Source organism: Luteimonas sp. e5, from assembly GCF_054031035.1.
The window spans coordinates 127,158-144,046 of the sequence record NZ_JBSTRX010000003.1; the positions used below are offsets into that span (position 1 = coordinate 127,158).

The window sequence follows — 16,889 nt, forward strand, 5'->3', positions numbered from 1 at the left end:
CCCTGCCCGGCCGCGTCGTGCGACGCCGGGCTTTCGCTCGCGGAGCCCGCATGTCCTCGCAATACATCTACACCATGAACCGGGTGTCCAAGGTGGTGCCGCCCAAGCGGCAGATCATCAAGGACATCTCGCTGTCCTTCTTCCCCGGAGCCAAGATCGGCCTGCTCGGCCTGAACGGTGCCGGCAAGTCCACCGTGCTGCGGATCATGGCCGGCGTGGATACCGATTTCGAAGGCGAGGCACGCGCGCAGCCGGGAATCAAGGTCGGCTACCTGCCGCAGGAGCCGCAGCTGGACCCGGAGCAGACCGTGCGCGAGGCGGTCGAGGAAGGCGTTGGCGAGGTGCTGCAGGCACAGGCCGCGCTGGACAAGGTCTATGCCGCCTATGCCGAGGAAGGCGCCGACTTCGACGCGCTGGCCAAGGAACAGGAGCGGCTGGAGGCGATCCTTGCCGCCGGTGACGCGCACACGCTGGAAAACCAGCTGGAAGTCGCCGCCGATGCGCTGCGCCTGCCGCCGTGGGATGCGAAGATCGGTCATCTTTCCGGTGGCGAGAAGCGCCGCGTCGCACTGTGCCGGCTGCTGCTGCAGAAGCCGGACATGCTGCTGCTGGACGAGCCGACCAACCACCTCGACGCCGAATCGGTGGAGTGGCTGGAGCAGTTCCTGCAGCGCTACCCCGGCACCGTGGTCGCGGTGACCCACGATCGCTACTTCCTCGACAACGCCGCCGAGTGGATCCTCGAACTCGACCGCGGCCGCGGCATTCCGTGGAAGGGCAATTACACCGAATGGCTGGTGCAGAAGGAAGCGCGCCTGCGCCAGGAAGAGAGCCAGGAAAAGGCCCGCCAGAAGGCGATCCAGAAGGAACTGGAATGGTCGCGGCAGAACGCCAAGGGCGGCCGCTCCAAGGGCAAGGCGCGTCTTGCTCGGCTGGAGGAACTGCAGTCGCAGGAATACCAGAAGCGGCAGGAGACCAACGAGATCTTCATCCCGCCGGGCGAGCGCCTGGGCAACAAGGTGATCGAGTTCAAGAACGTCTCCAAGCGCTTCGGCGATCGCCTGCTGATCGACGATCTGTCGTTCTCGGTGCCGCCGGGCGCGATCGTCGGCATCATCGGCCCCAACGGCGCCGGCAAATCGACCCTGTTCAAGATGATCACCGGCCAGGAGCAGCCGGATTCGGGCAGCATCGACATCGGCCCGACGGTCAACATCGCCTATGTCGACCAGAGCCGCGACAAGCTGGAAGGTGACCACACCGTGTTCGAGGAAGTTTCCGGTGGCCGCGACATCCTCGACATCAACGGCATCGAGATCCAGTCACGTGCCTACATCGGCCGCTTCAACTTCAAGGGCCAGGACCAGCAGAAGCGGGTCGGCTCGCTGTCCGGTGGTGAACGCGGCCGCCTGCACCTGGCCAAGACCCTGCTGCAGGGCGGCAACGTGCTGCTGCTGGACGAACCGTCCAACGACCTGGACGTGGAAACCCTGCGTGCGCTGGAAGACGCGTTGCTGGAATTCCCCGGCAACGCCTTCGTGATCAGCCACGACCGCTGGTTCCTCGACCGCATCGCCACCCACATCCTCGCCTTCGAAGGCAACTCGCACGTGGAGTTCTTCCAGGGCAACTACCGCGAATACGAGGAAGACAAGAAGCGCCGCCTCGGCGACGACGCCGGCCCCAAGCGGCTGCGCTTCAAGGCGCTGAAATAAGCGGCCACATTCGTTCGCTCACTGCTTCACCACGACGCCCGGCCCCGCCGGGCGTCGTTCATTGCGCCGCTCACGGCGTCGGCGGCAGGCCGAACACCTTGCGCAGGTAGGTGACGAAGGCCGGGTCGTCGCTCATGCCCTTGCCGGGGGTGTCGCTGATCTTGGCCACCGGCTGGCCATTCAAGCGCACCATCTTCAGCACGATCGACAGCGGCTTTGGGCCGACGTCATTGGTCAGGTTGGTGCCGATGCCGAAGCCCAGCTTGCAGCGGCCGGCAAAATGGCGGTGGATGCGGATCACCGCGTTGGCATCCAGGCCGTCGCTGAACACCAGCGACTTGCTGCGTGCATCGACCTTGTTCGCGGCCAGATGCGCCAGCAGGGCATCACCCCAGACCAGCGGGTCGCCGGAATCGTGGCGCATGCCGTCGAACAGCTTGCAGAAGTACATGTCGAAGTCGGCGAGGAAGGCCTGCAGGCCGACGATGTCGGTCAGGGCGATGCCGAGGTCGCCGCGGTATTCCTGCGCCCAGGCCTCGAACGCGGCGCGCTGCGAATCGCGCAGGCGCGGGCCGAGCTGCTGGAACGCCTGCAGCCATTCGTGGGCCATGGTGCCGTGCGGCGTCATGCCATGGCGCATGGCAAGGCCGACATTGCTGGTGCCGACGAATTGCGCGCCCAGCACCTCGCGGCAAATGGGAACGAGGTGCGCCTGCCACTGACGCGAGTAGCGGCGGCGGGTACCGAAGTCGGTCACGGTGCAGTGCGGCGCTTCATTGCCGATGCGTTCGAGCTTGGCGCGCAGGCGGCGTTCGCCCTCCTCCAGATCCGCACCGCTTTGCTGCCGCATCCAGGTCTCGCTGACGATCGCCAGCACCGGCACCTCGAACAGGATGGTGTGCAGCCACGGGCCACGGATGATGATCTCGATCTCGCCCGGCACGCTGGTTGACGCACTCAGCTCGACGCGCCGCCGCTGCAACTGGAACAGCTCCAGGAAATCGACGAAGTCCGACTTGATGTAGCGCAGGCTGCGCAGGTAGGCCAGTTCCTCCGGCTGCAGGCGCAAGCTGCACAGATGCTCGATCTGCGCGCCGATCTCGTCCAGATGACGGGCCAGGTCCACGCCCGGGGTGCGGCATTTGAAGCGGTATTCGACCTGCGCGCCGGGGTGCTGGTGCAGCACCGCCTGCATCATGGTGAACTTGTACAGATCGGTATCAAGCAGGGACTGGATGATCATCCGCGCAGCTTAGCGCGGCGGTGCCGGCAACTGGCAAAATGGGCGGCCTGCACCGTGGAGCCTGCCATGTCCTTCATCCAACGCCTGCGCCAGCGCTGGCAAGACGCCGACAGCCTGCTCTGCGTGGGCCTGGACCCGGACCCGGCGCGCTTCCCCGATGCCTTCGTCAACGATCCGGATGCGCTGTTCCATTTCTGCGCGCGCATCGTCGATGCCACCGCCGAATACGCCTGCGCGTTCAAGCCGCAGATCGCCTATTTCGCCGCGCACAACAGTGGCGAGGCACAGCTGCAGCGGCTGATCGCGCACATCAACGGGACGCACCCGGACATCCCGGTGATCCTGGATGCCAAGCGCGGCGACATCGGCAGCACCGCCGAACAGTACGCGGTGGAGGCCTTCGATCGCTTCGGCGCGGATGCGGTCACGCTCAATCCCTACATGGGCCGCGATTCGGCGCAGCCGTTCCTGGCGCGCAATGACCGCGGCTGCGTGTTCCTGTGCCACACCAGCAACCCCGGCGCGCGTGACTTCCAGGAACTTCTGGTCGATGGCGTGCCGCTGTACCAGCACATCGCGCGCACCATTGCCAATGACTGGAATGCCGATGGCAACTGCGCACTGGTGGTCGGCGCGACCTTCCCCGAGGAATTGAAGGTGATCCGCGGCATCGTCGGTGACATGCCGCTGTTGATTCCCGGCGTCGGCGCGCAGGGCGGCGACGTGCGCGCGGTGGTGGAGAACGGAAGCAGTGCCGATGGCACCGGGCTGATGATCAATTCCTCGCGCGGCATCCTGTATGCCTCCTCCGGCGCAGGCTTTGCCGAAGCCGCCGCCGATGCCGCGCGCGAACTGCGCGATGCGATCAACCGCTGGCGCTGATCGCGGCCCTCAGCTCGCCGCGGTGCCGGCAAACGCAGGCCGCAGCAGCTGGATGAACAGCATGGCCAGCGAACTGCCCACGATTTGCAAAATGAATGACAGCCCGTAGGCCACCATCAGACGCCACAGCACCTGCCAGCGTGAGCCGGGGCCGAAGAACTGCATCAGGCTGGCCGTGGCATACAGCGGCATCAGCAGCAAGGACCAAACCATGGTGTCGGGCAGCCAGCGCTGCACCAGCATCAGCAGCCCCCACAGCACATAGCCCTGCGCGGTCAGGAACGCCCAGATCACCAGCCATTCCGGATAGTTGACATCGCGCCAGCGACGGAAGACCAGCCAACTGGTCGCCGCCATCAGCGGAATCGAGGCCAGCGTGATCAGGGTGAAATTGCCGCGAAACCAGATGTTAGCCGCCTGCAACTCCTCCAGGCCCCCCGCACCCTCGCCGGCCGCACCGGTCATGGTTCCAGGATCGACATCCAGCAGCATCCCGCCGGCGAAATGGCGATTGAGCAACAGCACCGCCGCCGCCATCATCATCACCAGCAACAGCGGTTTGACATGACTGCCGCGCTGGCCATCCAGGTATTCGCGCAGCAAGTGCCCGGGGCGCAGCATCAGATGCTTCAGCGTATGCAGCACGCCGCGATCCATGTGCAGCACGCTGTGCTCCAGCTCGCTGCGCAGGAACGCCCAGTCGATCCGCCGCACCGGGGTGGCGCGACCGCAGGCCGGGCAGAACTTCTGCTCCGCGCCATCGATGGCACGACCGCAATTGGCACAGTGGCCGGCTTCAAGCATGGGCGTTCCCTCCACTCACTGTCGCGATGTTAGCGGGCGCGGCACGCCTGCCGCACCTGCCGCACCTGTGGCGGGTCATCGCGCGGCCATGGCCTTGCGGGCCAGTGCCAGCGGAAACCGTGCCCAGATCATGCCAAACACCGCCAGGCGCGTGACCAGACCGTGATTGGGGGCATCGAACTTGCGGTAGTAACGCCACAGCCCGCGGTGCTTGTGCCATTCGACGAACAGCGGCCGGCTGCGCGAGGACACGCCGCGCACGTGCAGCACATGCACGTCGTTGGCGCAGGCGATGACGGCGCCGGCCTGGCGCGCGCGCCGGCACAGGTCGAGGTCTTCGGCATGCAGCCGATAGCCTTCATCGAAACCGCCGATGCGCACGAACAGGCTGCGCGGCAGCAGCATGAGTGCGCCGGATACCGCATCCACCGGCTGCACGGCGCGGCCCGCATCGCGTGGCACGGCGAGGTCACGTGCCGCGGCCAAACGCAGCATCGCGGCGAAGTCGGGATCACGTCGCCGCGCGGCCGGATCGGGTTCGCCATCCTCGCCGTGCAGTTCGGCGCCGAGCAGCGCCTCGCCCAAGCCGGTCGCGGCATCGCGCAGGCGCAGCAGGGCATCCGCTTCCACCAGCAGATCCGGGTTGACGAAGGCCAGCCACGGTGCATCGCTGTCGGCCGCACCCTGGTTGCAGGCCACGGCAAAACCGGGGTTGTCGGGGTTGGCGATGAAGCGCAGCCGCACATCGGCCAGCGCATGGCGCTGCACGATCTCCATGGTGCCGTCGCCCGAGGCATTGTCGACCACGCGGATCTCGTCCACCCCGTGCGCTGCGCGCAGGCGCCGCAGGCACTCGTCGATGGTCGTTGCGCTGTTGAAACTCACCACCACCGCGGCGATGCCGGCCCCGCTCATGCGAACAGGTCATCCTGCGGTGACGGATCCTCGCACGCGTCGTACAGCACCTGCAGTTGGCGGCGCATGTCCTGCAACGGATCATCCATCAGGAAGCGCGCCAGGCGTGGACGGTAGTCGGGCCAGCGCACCGCCAGCACGCCCGGATCGTCCTCGCCATGCCAAGGCTCGCGGTCGCGGGCAACGAAGGCGTTCTCGCACAAGGCGTTGCGCCAGCCCATCGCCGCCAGGCGCAGGGAATAGTCGGTCAACGCGGCGGCCCAACTGGCGAAACTTTCGCCATCCAGCGTTCCACTGCGGCGGCGTGCCGCGCCACGCAGCAGCACGGCATGGGTGCCGGCCCCGGGCAGCTCCGGGTGCAGCGGCGGCATGCGCGCGCAGGCCGCGGCGATGCGTTGCGGTTCTGCCGGCTCCGGCTGCAATTCGCCCAGGCGTGGCCAGGCCACGGTTTCGCCGGCATTGCTCCACGGCGTCGCGGTGGCGATGCTGGCATCGCGGCCGAGGCAGGCGGCCATCTGGCCGAGCCAGCCCGGCGCCGGGCGCACGTCCGGGGCCAGCACCACGATGTCGAGTTCGCCACAGGCGGCGACGCCTTCGGCCAGATGCGCCGCTTCGCCGATGGGCTTCTCACGCCGGGTGTATTCGGCCTGCAGCCGGGTGCCGCCGAGCCAACGCTCGATGATCGCGATGCCGCGCGGCCCGGCTTGGCCATCGTCGAGCAGCCATACCCGGGTGCCGACCGGCGTGCCGCGCTCCAGTGCTGCGAGGCAGGCATCCAGCGCCGCGTCATCGGTGCCGATGGGCAGCAGGACGACGGGCAGATCGGATGGGCTCATGCGACGGAAACGGCGGGCGATGCCGGCACTTTAGCCGAGTCCGCGCGCGACGGTGCGCTCATCGCATGATGCGATTCGCGGTGCCGCCCATGCCGTGCCTGCGTGGACGGACCGGATCAGGCCACCCATGCACGCGCGTTCTGGAACATGCGTGCCCACGGCGAAGCATCACCCCAGGCCTCGGGTCGCCAACTGAAATTGATCGCGTCCAGGGTGCGTTCGGGGTGCGGCATCATGATCGTCACCCGGCCATCGTCATTGGCCAGCGCGGCGATGCCTTCGGGCGAGCCGTTGGGGTTGGCGGGATAGGCCTCGGCGATGCGGCCCTCGCCATCGACATAGCGCGCGGCCACCACCGCCGCGGCCTGATCGGCACCGCTGGCGAACTGCATCCGCCCCTCGCCATGCGCCACCACCACCGGAATGCGCGAGCCTTCCATGCCACGGAACAGGATCGATGGGGATGCTTCCAGCCGCACCTGTGACAGACGCGCCTCGTACTGTTCGCTGGCATTGCGCAGCAGTTGCGGCCAATGCGCGGCGCCGGGGATGATGTCCTTGAGCTGCGACAACATCTGGCAGCCGTTGCACACGCCGAGTGCAAAACTGTCGCCACGGGCGAAGAACTCGGCGAACTGCGCACGCAACGCCGGGCGCTCGAGGATCGAGGTGGCCCAGCCGCGTCCTGCCCCGAGCACGTCGCCATAGCTGAAACCGCCACCGGCGGCGAGGCCAATGAAGTCCGCGAGGCGCGCACGGCCCGCAATCAGGTCACTCATGTGGATGTCATGCGCCTCGAAGCCGGCACGCATGAAGGCCGCGGCCATTTCGACCTGGCCATTGACGCCCTGCTCGCGCAGGATCGCCACCTTCGGCTTGGCCCCGCGCGCGATCCACGGCGCGGCGACGTCTTCGCCCGGCTCGAACGTCAGCTTCGGATTGAGGCCGATGGCGTCGAAATCACGCGCCGCCTCGCGTTCCTGATCGGCCGACTGCGGGTTGTCGCGGCGGCGCTGCATGGCATGGGTGACCGACCACCAGGCATCGAACAATTCCTGCCAGTGCCATTCCGCCAGCACCCGGCCATCGCGCAGCACGCGGATGTCGTCGGCGCTGTGCGGGCGGGCGATGCGCTGCGCGCATTCGACCAGACCGTGGCGGGCGATGAGGTCGGCGAAATCGGCACGATCCTCGGCGCGGATCTGTACCACCGCGCCCAGTTCCTCGTTGAACAGCACTTCGAACACGTCATCGTCGTGCTCGTCGGCCCAGCCATCGAGGCTGATGTCGAGCCCCAGGCGCGAAGCGAACGCCATCTCCGCCAGCGTGGCGAACACGCCGCCATCGGAGCGGTCGTGATAGGCCAGCAGCAGGCCGGCCTCGCGTGCATCGCGGATCAGTTCGAAGAACCCGCGCAGCAGATCCGGCTCGTCGATGTCGGGTACTTCACCAGCGAAACCGTCATGGCATTGCGCCAGGATCGAGCCGCCCATGCGCCGCTTCCCGGCTCCGAGGCCGATCAGCCACAGCTCGGTGTCCTCGCCACGCTGCAACAGCGGCGTGAGCTGGCGGCGCACGTCGGCCACCGGGGCAAACGCGGTCACCACCAGCGACACCGGCGATACCGTGCGCCGGGTTTCGCCTTCATGCTGCCACTGCGCCTGCATCGACAGCGAGTCCTTGCCCACCGGGATCGCCAGATCCAGCGCCGGGCACAGCTCCATGCCCACCGCGCGCACCGCGTCATACAGGCGCGCGTCCTCGCCCTCGAAACCGGCCGCCGCCATCCAGTTGGCGGAAAGCTTGATCCGCTCCAGCGCTTCGACCGGAGCCGCGCACAGGTTGGTGATCGCCTCGCCCACCGCCATGCGCGCGCTGGCGGCGGCATCGATCAACGCCAGCGGGGTACGCTCGCCGATCGCCATCGCTTCGCCGGCATGGCCCTCGAAGCCGGCCAGGGTGATCGCGCAGTCGGCCACCGGCACCTGCCATGGGCCGACCATCTGGTCACGCGCGGTGAGCCCGCCGACGCTGCGATCACCGATGGTGACGAGAAAGTTCTTCGCCGCCACCGTCGGGTGCGCGAGCACGCGCAACGCGGCCTGGCGCAGCTCCAGCCCGGCGTGTTGCAGTTCCGGCCAGCGCGCAGGCGCGAGGTGGCGCACGTCGCGGTGCATCTTCGGCGGCTTGCCGAACAGCACGTCCATCGGCAGGTCGATCGCGGCATCCTCGGGGATCGCCTCCACCCGCGCGCCATGGCCGACCACCAGCCGCTCCTCGGCGGTGGCATGGCCGACCACCGCGAACGGGCAACGCTCGCGCTCGCAGATGGCGCGGAACTCCTCGACCCGGTCGGCGCCGATGCCGAGCACGTAGCGCTCCTGCGATTCGTTGCACCACAGCTGCATCGGCGTCAGCGACGCATCGTCGCTGGGCACCTGGTCGAGGTCGATCACGCCGCCGACGCCCGAATCGTGCAGCAGCTCGGGAATGGCGTTGGACAGGCCACCGGCGCCGACGTCATGGATGCTGCGGATCGGGTTGCGCGCACCCAGCGCGACGCAGGCATCGATCACTTCCTGCGCACGGCGTTCCATTTCCGGGTTGTCGCGCTGCACGCTGGCGAAGTCCAGCGCCTCGCTGCTCTCGCCGGCGGCGACGGAGCTGGCCGCGCCGCCGCCCAGGCCGATCAGCATCGCCGGCCCGCCGAGCACGATCACCGCATCGCCCGGCGCCAGGCGGCGTTTTTCCACCATCGGCACGTCGATCGCGCCCAGGCCGCCGGCAAGCATGATCGGCTTGTCGTAGCCACGCACCAGGCCCGGGGCCTGTTCGATCTCGAAACTGCGGAAATAGCCGGTCAGGTTGGGCCGGCCGAATTCGTTGTTGAAGGCCGCGGCCCCGAGCGGGCCATCGGTCATGATTTCACAGGCGCTGGCCATGCGCGGATTGAGTGCGCGCGGTGACTCCCACGGCTGCGGCAGTTCCGGGATGCGCAGATGCGAGACGGTGAAGCCGACCAGGCCCGCCTTCGGCTTGCCGCCACGGCCGGTGGCGCCTTCGTCGCGGATTTCGCCGCCGGCGCCGGTCGAGGCGCCGGGGAAGGGCGAGATGGCGGTCGGATGGTTATGCGTTTCCACCTTGATCGCGAACGCGCTGTCGGCCAGCGGCTGCAGCACGAACGGCCCGGCGGCGGCCTCCGCGCGCAGGCGGCGCGCGGGGTAGCCGGCCACCACCGCGGCATTGTCGCTGTAGGCCGACAGCGTGTGCTGCGGCGTCTTCGCATGCGTGTTCTTGATCATGCGGAACAGCGAGCGTTCCTGCTCGATGCCGTCGATGGTCCAATCGGCATTGAAGATCTTGTGCCGACAGTGCTCGGAATTGGCCTGCGCGAACATCATCAGTTCGACGTCATGCGGGTCGCGGCCCAGCTCGGCGTAGCGCGCCTGCAGGTATTCCACCTCGTCATCGGCCAGCGCCAGGCCGAGACGGCGGTTGGCTTCGCCCAGCTGCGCCAGCGGGATGATCTCGACCTGGCCACGCGGCGGGCTGCTGAACATGGCATCGCCGCCGGCGGCATCCTCCAGCAGCGATTGCGTCATCGGGTCGTGCAGCAATTGCGCCAACGCCCGCGCGCGCTGCGCATCCTCCGGCCAGCCTTCGACGTCCATGCGCAGGCCACGCTCGACGCGCTCGATGGCGAGTCCGGCGCCGCGCAGCAATTCACCGGCCTTGCTCGCCCACGGCGAAATGGTGCCCAGGCGCGGCAGCACGAACTTGGACACGCTGCCGGCGGCGACCGGCTCGATGTACTCGCCCGCCTGCAGGATGCGCCCGAGCACCGCAAGGTCCGGGGCGGCACCGGCCTGCGGCTGGATCCAGTAGGTGAACCAGCTGCCGGACAGGCGCAGGTCGGGATGCAGGGCGCGCAGCCGCGCTTCCAGGCGTTCACGGCGGAACGGCGACAGGGCAGTCTGCCCCTCGAGCACGATCATGTGCGGGGAACCGTCAGCAATCGGGCCCGCCATTGTAGCGAAGCCGGGCCCGGCCCGGCGCGCCCGTCAACGCGCGCCGACGTTGGCCTCCAGCCACTGCAGCAGCTGTGCCGGCGGCACGTAGCCCGGCGGCGACAGGCCGTTTTCGGCGACGATCAGCGGCGTGCCCTGCAGGCCGATGCGCTGGCCGAGGTTCCAGTGCGCCATCACCGGGCTGGTGCAGGTGGCCGCCTTCGGCTTGCGTTCGGCCATCGCCTGGTCCATCACCTGCTTGCGGTTGTCCGCGCACCAGATCGATTCCATCTTGCGGAAATCCTCGCTGGCCGGGCCCATGCGCGGGAAAGCGAGGTATTCGATGGCGATGCCGAGGCGGTTGTATTCGGCCATGTCGCGGTGCATGGCACGGCAGAACGGGCACTCGACGTCGGTGAACACCGCCACCCGGTACTTGGGATTTGCCGGTGCGTACACGATGCGTTCGCTCGCCGGCACCTTGTCGATCAACTCCTTGCGCAGCCCGCCCAGCGCGTCCGCAGACAGGTCGCGCGCTTCCTGCACGTCGTACAGGGCGCCCTGCATCAGGTAGCGACCATCGTCGGAGACATAGACCACCTGCCCCGAGATCACCACCTGGCGGAAGCCCGGCAACGGGGCGGCCTCGATGCGGTCGATCTCGACCTGCTGGTTGAGCTTGCGAATGGCGGCGATCGCATTGGCGTCGGCGCTGCCCGGCGCGGCGGCCGGATCCTGTGGCCGGGCTTCGGGCGCCGCGGCACTTGCGGGTGCTTCGGATGCGGCCTTGTCCTGTGCACAGGCGATCAGGCTCATGCCACCCAGCAGCGCGGTCAACAGGGCTTTCTTCATCAGATGTCCTTGCATCATTCGGATTGTTCGGTGCCAAACATGGCATTGTCGCATGCGCAGCTGAACCGTTCGCGGCGACAAAACCATGATGAGCCCTCGGTCAGGCGCGCGGATGATGCGCGGCGTGCAGGCGCTTGAGCTTTTCACGCGCCACCAGGGTGTAGATCTGGGTGGTCGACAGCGAACCATGGCCGAGCAACATCTGCAGCGTGCGCAGGTCGGCACCGTGATTCAGCAAATGGGTGGCGAAACTGTGGCGCAGCACATGCGGGCTGACCCGCGACGGGTCGATGCCCGCCGCCACGGCATGGCGCTTGACCTGCCGCCAGCACTGCTGCCGCGTGAGCGGCTCGCCTTCACCCGCCAGGAACAGCGGCAGCGCATCGTGCTGTGCACGCAGCAACTTCGGCCTCGCCTGCACCAGATAGCGCTGCAGCCAGTGCTGCGCTTCCTCGCCAATCGGCACCAGACGCTCCTTGCCGCCCTTGCCGCTGACCCGCAGCAGCCCCTGACGCAGATTGACCGCTGCCGCCGGCAGGCCGGTCAGCTCGCTCACGCGCAAGCCCGCGGCATACATCAGTTCGAGCATCGCACGGTCGCGCAGGCCCTCGGCCGTCGCAGTATCCGGCGCCTGCAGCAGCGCTTCGACCTGGCCTTCGCCCAGCGCCTTGGGCAGCCGCCCGGGCAGCCGTGGCGATTCAAGCAGCGCGGCCGGGTCATCCGTGCGCAACTGCTGGCGCAGCATCCAGCCATGCAGCGCACGCAGGGCCGACAGCAGGCGCGCATTGCTGCGTGCGGCGTAGCCCTGCTGCAGCCGCCAACGCAGGTAATCGAACAGGTCGCTGCGCCGGGCATGCGCCAGCGCCGGGCGGCCCTGGCCGAACCAGCGCGCGAAGCCGGCAAGGTCGCGCCGGTAACTGTCCAGGGTGCTGCGCGCAAGCCCACGCTCGGCCCAGGTGGCATCGAGGAAGGCATCGATCAAGCGCTCATCCTCGGCGTCCAGCGGCGGCAGTTGCCCGATCGCCTGGCGGCGCTCGGCGGGGGTGTTGGGCGCGCTCATCCCCGCCACTTTACCCGCGCCGACACCACGCAAGCGGATGCCGCGCGCCGCGGTTTATCCTGCGCGCATGCACACAGCCGATTCCGCTCCCCGCCCGCGCCCGCTGCTTGGCTGGCGCCTGCTGGCGATGGTGTACGACTTCTTCCCCCTGCTCGGCATCTGGTTCGTCATCGCCAGCCTGGCGACCGCGCTGCACGGCGGGGATGCGGTGCCGAGCAACACGCTTGCCAGCTGGCTGACCTTCGCCGCGCTGGTTGCTGCCAGCGGCCTGTATGCCACCGCCAGCTGGCGACGCGGCGGGCAGACTATCGGCATGAAGCCGTGGCGGCTGTACGTGGAGGACACGGGCGGCGGCAGCGCCCCGTGGGGTCGGCTGTGGCTGCGTTACGCGGTCGGCATCCTGTCGCTGGCCTGCGCCGGCCTCGGCTTCGCCTGGGCCCTGATCGAAGGCAAGGGGCGCACCTGGCATGACCTTGCCAGTGGCACCCGCATGGTCCGCGACCCGGATCGCGACGCCCTGCACGCGGCGCGGCGCTGAAACGCCTCAGCCGCTGCGGCGGCGGAACAGCCACCACGACACGGTGAGCATCAACAGCGAGGGCAGCAGATAGGCGAGGCGGTAATCGAAGCGGTAGGCGCCGGCCAGCCGCGCCGACATTTCCTGCAGCAGCCAGAAGCCGAGCGCGAACACCACGCCGACGAACAGGCGACGACCCAGGCCGCCACTGCGCAGGGTGCCGAAGGCGAACGGGATCGCCGCCAGGCACAGCGCCAGCACGTTCAGCGGATAGAACCAGCGGCCCCAGTAATAGGCTTCGAACTCGCCCGAATCGAGTTGATTGCGCTTGCGGTACTCGATGCTGGCGCGCAGGGTGCTCGAATCGAGGTAGCGCGGGCGCGCCACACTGGCCGAAAGCGCCGCCGCATCCAACTCCGATTCCCAGCGCTCTTCCGCGACGCGTTCACGCTCGACCGAACGCTCGCCGAAGCGGGTGCGCACCACGTCCTTCAGCAGCCAGCCACCGGGACGGTGCTCGGCGGTCGCGGCATGCGCGATCGACTGCAGCTTGCCGGCCTCGTCGAACTGGTACAGACGCAGGTCCTTCAATTCCAGCCAGGCATCCTCGCCATCGGTGCGCTCGTGCCCGGTTTCGGCATTGAGCACCACGTCACCCTCGCGCGCCCACAGACCGGAATACTGCGCCACGATCATGTTCGGCGAAGTCGCCGCGGCCTTCAGCGCATTGGCCTTGCGCTCGGTCCACGGCCCAAGCGTTTCGCCGGACAGCACCATCAGCCCGGTAAGCACGCCGATGGTCAGCGCCACCGATACGCTGAGTCGCTTGCGCGACAGGCCCAGTGCGCGCAACGCGGTGAGCTCCGAGCTTGCCGCCAGCTGGCCCAGGCCGAGCAGCGCACCGATCACCGCCGCGGTCGGGAACAGGGTGTAGGCGCGACGCGGCAGGGTGTAGGTCGAATACAGCAACGCATCGCCGAAGCCGTAGCTGCCCTTGCCGATGTCGTCGAGCTGCGCCATCACCCCGCCGCCGCCGAGCATGAAGTCGAGTGCCACCAGCACGAACCACACCGCGAGCACGAAGGTCAGCACGCTGCGGCCGATGTAGCGGTCGTGGATCATCGGGAACGGCTTCATCACGCACGCCTCCGCCGCGGCAGGCGGCCATCACGTCGGTAGGCCCAGATGCCCAGCGCCAGCGCCGGCAGCACCAGCCACCACAGGCCGAGCCCCGCCGGCAGCTTGCCCTTGGCGATCAGATCGGTGCCCAAGAGCATCAGCTGCACCGACACCAGATAACCGAGGAAGCCGGTCACCATGCGTCCGTAGCGCGCCTGGCGCGGCGGGCTGCGCGAAAGCGGCACCGCCATCAGCGCCAGTGCCAACGCCAGCAACGGGGGCGCGATGCGCCAGTGCAACTGCGCACGCGCCTCGGGGGCGGAGTCGCCAATCAGGTCCAGCGTCGGCCGGCGGCGCGCATCGTCCGGCTTGCCGTCGCGTTGGCGGTCAGGCATGCGCACGTCATTGCGCTCGAAGCGCAACAGGCGATAGTCGAGCTCGCTGCCGCTCATCGGCCCTTCCACCTCGAAGCCGCTGCCCAGGGTCAGGTAGCGCTCGCTTGCACCATCCAGGGTCAGTTGACCCTCGGCTGCGGTGGTCACGTCCAGCCTGTCGCCCTTTTGCCGGTAGATGAAGATGCGCTTGAACGCCGCGCCATCCTGTGCCATCTCGCCGACATAGACCACGCCACCGCCACCGGGCAGCTCGGTGAAGCGTCCGGCTTCCAGACCGGTGATCAGCAGGTTGCGATTGGCCTCCTGCACCATCTCGCGCGAGGTGCGGTCGGCCCAGGGTCCCAGCCACAACGACAGCAACGCGATCAGTGCAACCAGTGGCAAGGTCACCATCATCAGCGGGCGCAGCAGGCGCCGCGGCCCGACGCCGACCGAGGTCAGCACCGGCATTTCCGCATCCCGGTACAGCCGTGACATCGCCATCAGCAGGCCCAGCATCAGCGCCATCGGCAGGATGATCGGCAGCCAGGTCAGCAGCACGAAGCCCAGCTGCGCCCCGGTCATGCTGGCCGGCAGCCGGCCACGGGCGATGTCGCCGAGCACGTCGATGAAGGCACCGCCCAGCATCACGATCAACAGCACCGTCAAGGTGGCGAAGATGGTCTGGATGAATTCGCGCAGCAGGTAGCGGTCGAGCGTTTGCATGCGGGTTCGGGCGGCCGGATGAATTAGACTAATGAGTTCCGCGTGGCCGCGGCGTCGATGCGTTGCGCGGCCGTGCATTGTACTCACGGACACATGGAATCTCGTCGATGGCCCTCGAATTCGCCCTGAACAACCACTCGCCCGCCACCGCCCAAGTCGATTGCGTGGTGGTCGGCGTCTTCGCCGACAAGTCGCTGAGCCCCGCCGCCGGCGTGATCGACCAGGCCAGCGATGGCGCGCTGAAGAAGCTGGCCGAGCGCGGCGACCTGCCGGGCAAGACCGGCAAGAGCACCCTGCTGCACGCACTGCCGGGCGTCACCGCGCGCCAGGTGCTGGTGATCGGCCTTGGCGATGCCGCCAAGTTCGGCGTGCCGCAGTACCTCAAGGCGGTCGCCGATGCGGCGCGTGCGCTCAAGACCGGCAGCGTGAAGTCGGCGCTGCTGACCCTGAGCGAGCTCACGGTCAAGGACCGCGACGCGGCATGGAACATCCGCCAGGCCGCGATCGCCGCCGACCATGCCAGCTACCGCTATACCGCCACCCTCGGCAAGGACAACAAGAAGCGCGGGGAGACGGGCCTGGAGCGGCTCGAGATCGCCGGCGAGGACAGCGCCGCCCTGGCCCAGGGCCAAGCCATCGCCGCCGGCGTTCAGTTCGCGCGCGAACTGGGCAACCTGCCGCCGAACATCTGCAACCCGCAGTACCTTGCCGAGCAGGGCCAGGCCTTCGCCGCGCGCTTCGAAGGCGCCGAGTGCGAGGTGCTGGACGAAGAAGCCATGGACAAGCTCGGCATGGGCTCGCTGCTGGCGGTGGCACGCGGCTCGGCCAACCGCCCGCGCCTGGTGGTGATGAAGTGGAACGGCTGCGGCGATGCCAAGCCGTACGTGCTGGTCGGCAAGGGCATCACCTTCGATACCGGCGGCGTCAACCTCAAGGTGCAGGGCGGCATCGAGGAAATGAAGTACGACATGTGCGGCGCGGCCACCGTGCTCGGCACCTTCGTTTCCGCGGTCGGCATGAAGCTGCCGATCAACCTGGTGTGCATCGCCGCGGCGGTGGAAAACATGCCCGACGGCAACAGCTACCGCCCCAGCGACGTCATCACCAGCATGTCCGGCAAGACCATCGAGGTCGGCAATACCGATGCCGAAGGCCGCCTGATCCTGTGCGACGCGCTGACCTATGCCGAACGCTTCGAGCCGGCGGCGCTGGTCGACGTGGCCACCCTCACCGGCGCGTGCATGGTTGCACTCGGCAAGTACGCCACCGGCGTGATGACGAAGAAGGACGATGACCTGGCGCGCGAGCTGATCGACGCCGGCGAAACCGTGTTCGACCGCGCCTGGCAGCTGCCGCTGTGGGACGAATACCAGCCGATGCTGGACTCGGAATTCGCCGACATCTACAACATCGGCGGACGCTGGGCGGGCGCGATCACTGCCGGCTGCTTCCTCTCGCGCTTCACCGAGAAGCAGCGCTGGGCGCACATGGACATCGCCGGCAGCGCCAGCGACGAAGGCAAGAAGGGCATGGCCACCGGCCGCCCGGTCGGCCTGCTGAGCCAGTGGCTGCTTGACCGCAGCTGAGGGAGCGAGGAACGAGTGATGAGGAACGAGCAACGAGTGAAAGCGGCCACACGGCAAGCCCCTGCTTTCTCTCACTTCTCGTTCCTCTCCACTCGTTCCTCGCCCTCCCCCACTCACGCCTCGCAATGAAAAAGAGGAACGAGAAATGAGCAACGAGCAACGAGTGAATGCCGCCGTACGGCAAGCCCCTGCCTTCTCTCACTCCTCGTTCCTCTCCACTCGTTCCTCGCCCTCCACCACTCGTTCCTCGTTC

General features: G+C 68.0%; 13 protein-coding genes. 4 read left to right on the forward strand and 9 right to left on the reverse strand.

Going from position 1 to position 16,889, the window contains the following annotated elements:
* Window positions 1–50 precede the first annotated feature (50 nt).
* Window positions 51–1,715 (forward strand): energy-dependent translational throttle protein EttA, encoded by a 1,665-nt coding sequence (gene ettA, locus ACW11F_RS09685; protein ID WP_456996693.1) that lies wholly within the window; start codon window positions 51–53, stop codon window positions 1,713–1,715.
* 70 nt (window positions 1,716–1,785) lie between these two features.
* Here ettA and pncB read toward each other — a convergent pair whose 3' ends face one another.
* Window positions 1,786–2,958, reverse strand: coding sequence for a nicotinate phosphoribosyltransferase (pncB, locus tag ACW11F_RS09690; protein WP_456996694.1), 1,173 nt, complete (start codon window positions 2,956–2,958; stop codon window positions 1,786–1,788).
* 66 nt (window positions 2,959–3,024) lie between these two features.
* Between pncB and pyrF the strand changes: the two genes are divergently transcribed.
* Window positions 3,025–3,840, forward strand: coding sequence for an orotidine-5'-phosphate decarboxylase (pyrF, locus tag ACW11F_RS09695; protein WP_456996695.1), 816 nt, complete (start codon window positions 3,025–3,027; stop codon window positions 3,838–3,840).
* A gap of 9 nt (window positions 3,841–3,849) precedes the next feature.
* Here the strand turns inward: pyrF and ACW11F_RS09700 are convergent, their stop codons facing one another.
* The 6 genes from ACW11F_RS09700 to xerD form a co-directional block, all read right to left on the reverse strand.
* Entirely contained in the window at window positions 3,850–4,644 is a 795-nt protein-coding gene (locus ACW11F_RS09700; protein ID WP_456996696.1) for a DUF3667 domain-containing protein, read from the reverse strand.
* A gap of 75 nt (window positions 4,645–4,719) precedes the next feature.
* On the reverse strand, window positions 4,720–5,559 hold the full coding sequence (locus ACW11F_RS09705) for a glycosyltransferase family 2 protein (protein WP_456996697.1): 840 nt from the start codon (window positions 5,557–5,559) through the stop codon (window positions 4,720–4,722).
* Window positions 5,556–6,395 carry a glycosyltransferase family 2 protein gene (locus tag ACW11F_RS09710; protein WP_456996698.1) on the reverse strand — a complete coding sequence of 280 codons (840 nt, stop codon included), beginning with the start codon at window positions 6,393–6,395 and terminating at the stop codon, window positions 5,556–5,558. Before ACW11F_RS09710 ends, ACW11F_RS09705 begins: the two co-directional genes overlap by 4 nt.
* Window positions 6,396–6,511: 116 nt before the next feature.
* Window positions 6,512–10,390 (reverse strand): phosphoribosylformylglycinamidine synthase, encoded by a 3,879-nt coding sequence (gene purL, locus ACW11F_RS09715; protein ID WP_456996699.1) that lies wholly within the window; start codon window positions 10,388–10,390, stop codon window positions 6,512–6,514.
* 66 nt (window positions 10,391–10,456) lie between these two features.
* Complete coding sequence (locus ACW11F_RS09720; protein WP_456996700.1) at window positions 10,457–11,254, reverse strand: DsbC family protein; 798 nt, start codon at window positions 11,252–11,254, stop codon at window positions 10,457–10,459.
* A gap of 100 nt (window positions 11,255–11,354) precedes the next feature.
* A complete protein-coding gene (gene xerD / locus ACW11F_RS09725; protein ID WP_456996701.1) occupies window positions 11,355–12,314 on the reverse strand; it encodes a site-specific tyrosine recombinase XerD in 960 nt (319 codons plus the stop codon).
* 67 nt (window positions 12,315–12,381) lie between these two features.
* Between xerD and ACW11F_RS09730 the strand changes: the two genes are divergently transcribed.
* On the forward strand, window positions 12,382–12,852 hold the full coding sequence (locus ACW11F_RS09730; RefSeq protein WP_456996702.1) for an RDD family protein: 471 nt from the start codon (window positions 12,382–12,384) through the stop codon (window positions 12,850–12,852).
* Between the two features lie 6 nt (window positions 12,853–12,858).
* Here the strand turns inward: ACW11F_RS09730 and lptG are convergent, their stop codons facing one another.
* Both lptG and lptF read right to left on the reverse strand, forming a co-directional pair.
* On the reverse strand, window positions 12,859–13,968 hold the full coding sequence (gene lptG / locus ACW11F_RS09735; protein ID WP_456996703.1) for an LPS export ABC transporter permease LptG: 1,110 nt from the start codon (window positions 13,966–13,968) through the stop codon (window positions 12,859–12,861).
* Window positions 13,968–15,050: an LPS export ABC transporter permease LptF gene (lptF, locus tag ACW11F_RS09740; protein ID WP_456996704.1), complete on the reverse strand. Its 1,083-nt coding sequence runs from the start codon at window positions 15,048–15,050 to the stop codon at window positions 13,968–13,970. Before lptF ends, lptG begins: the two co-directional genes overlap by 1 nt.
* A 107-nt stretch (window positions 15,051–15,157) precedes the next feature.
* Between lptF and ACW11F_RS09745 the strand changes: the two genes are divergently transcribed.
* Window positions 15,158–16,636: a leucyl aminopeptidase gene (locus ACW11F_RS09745; protein WP_456996705.1), complete on the forward strand. Its 1,479-nt coding sequence runs from the start codon at window positions 15,158–15,160 to the stop codon at window positions 16,634–16,636.
* Window positions 16,637–16,889 lie beyond the last annotated feature (253 nt).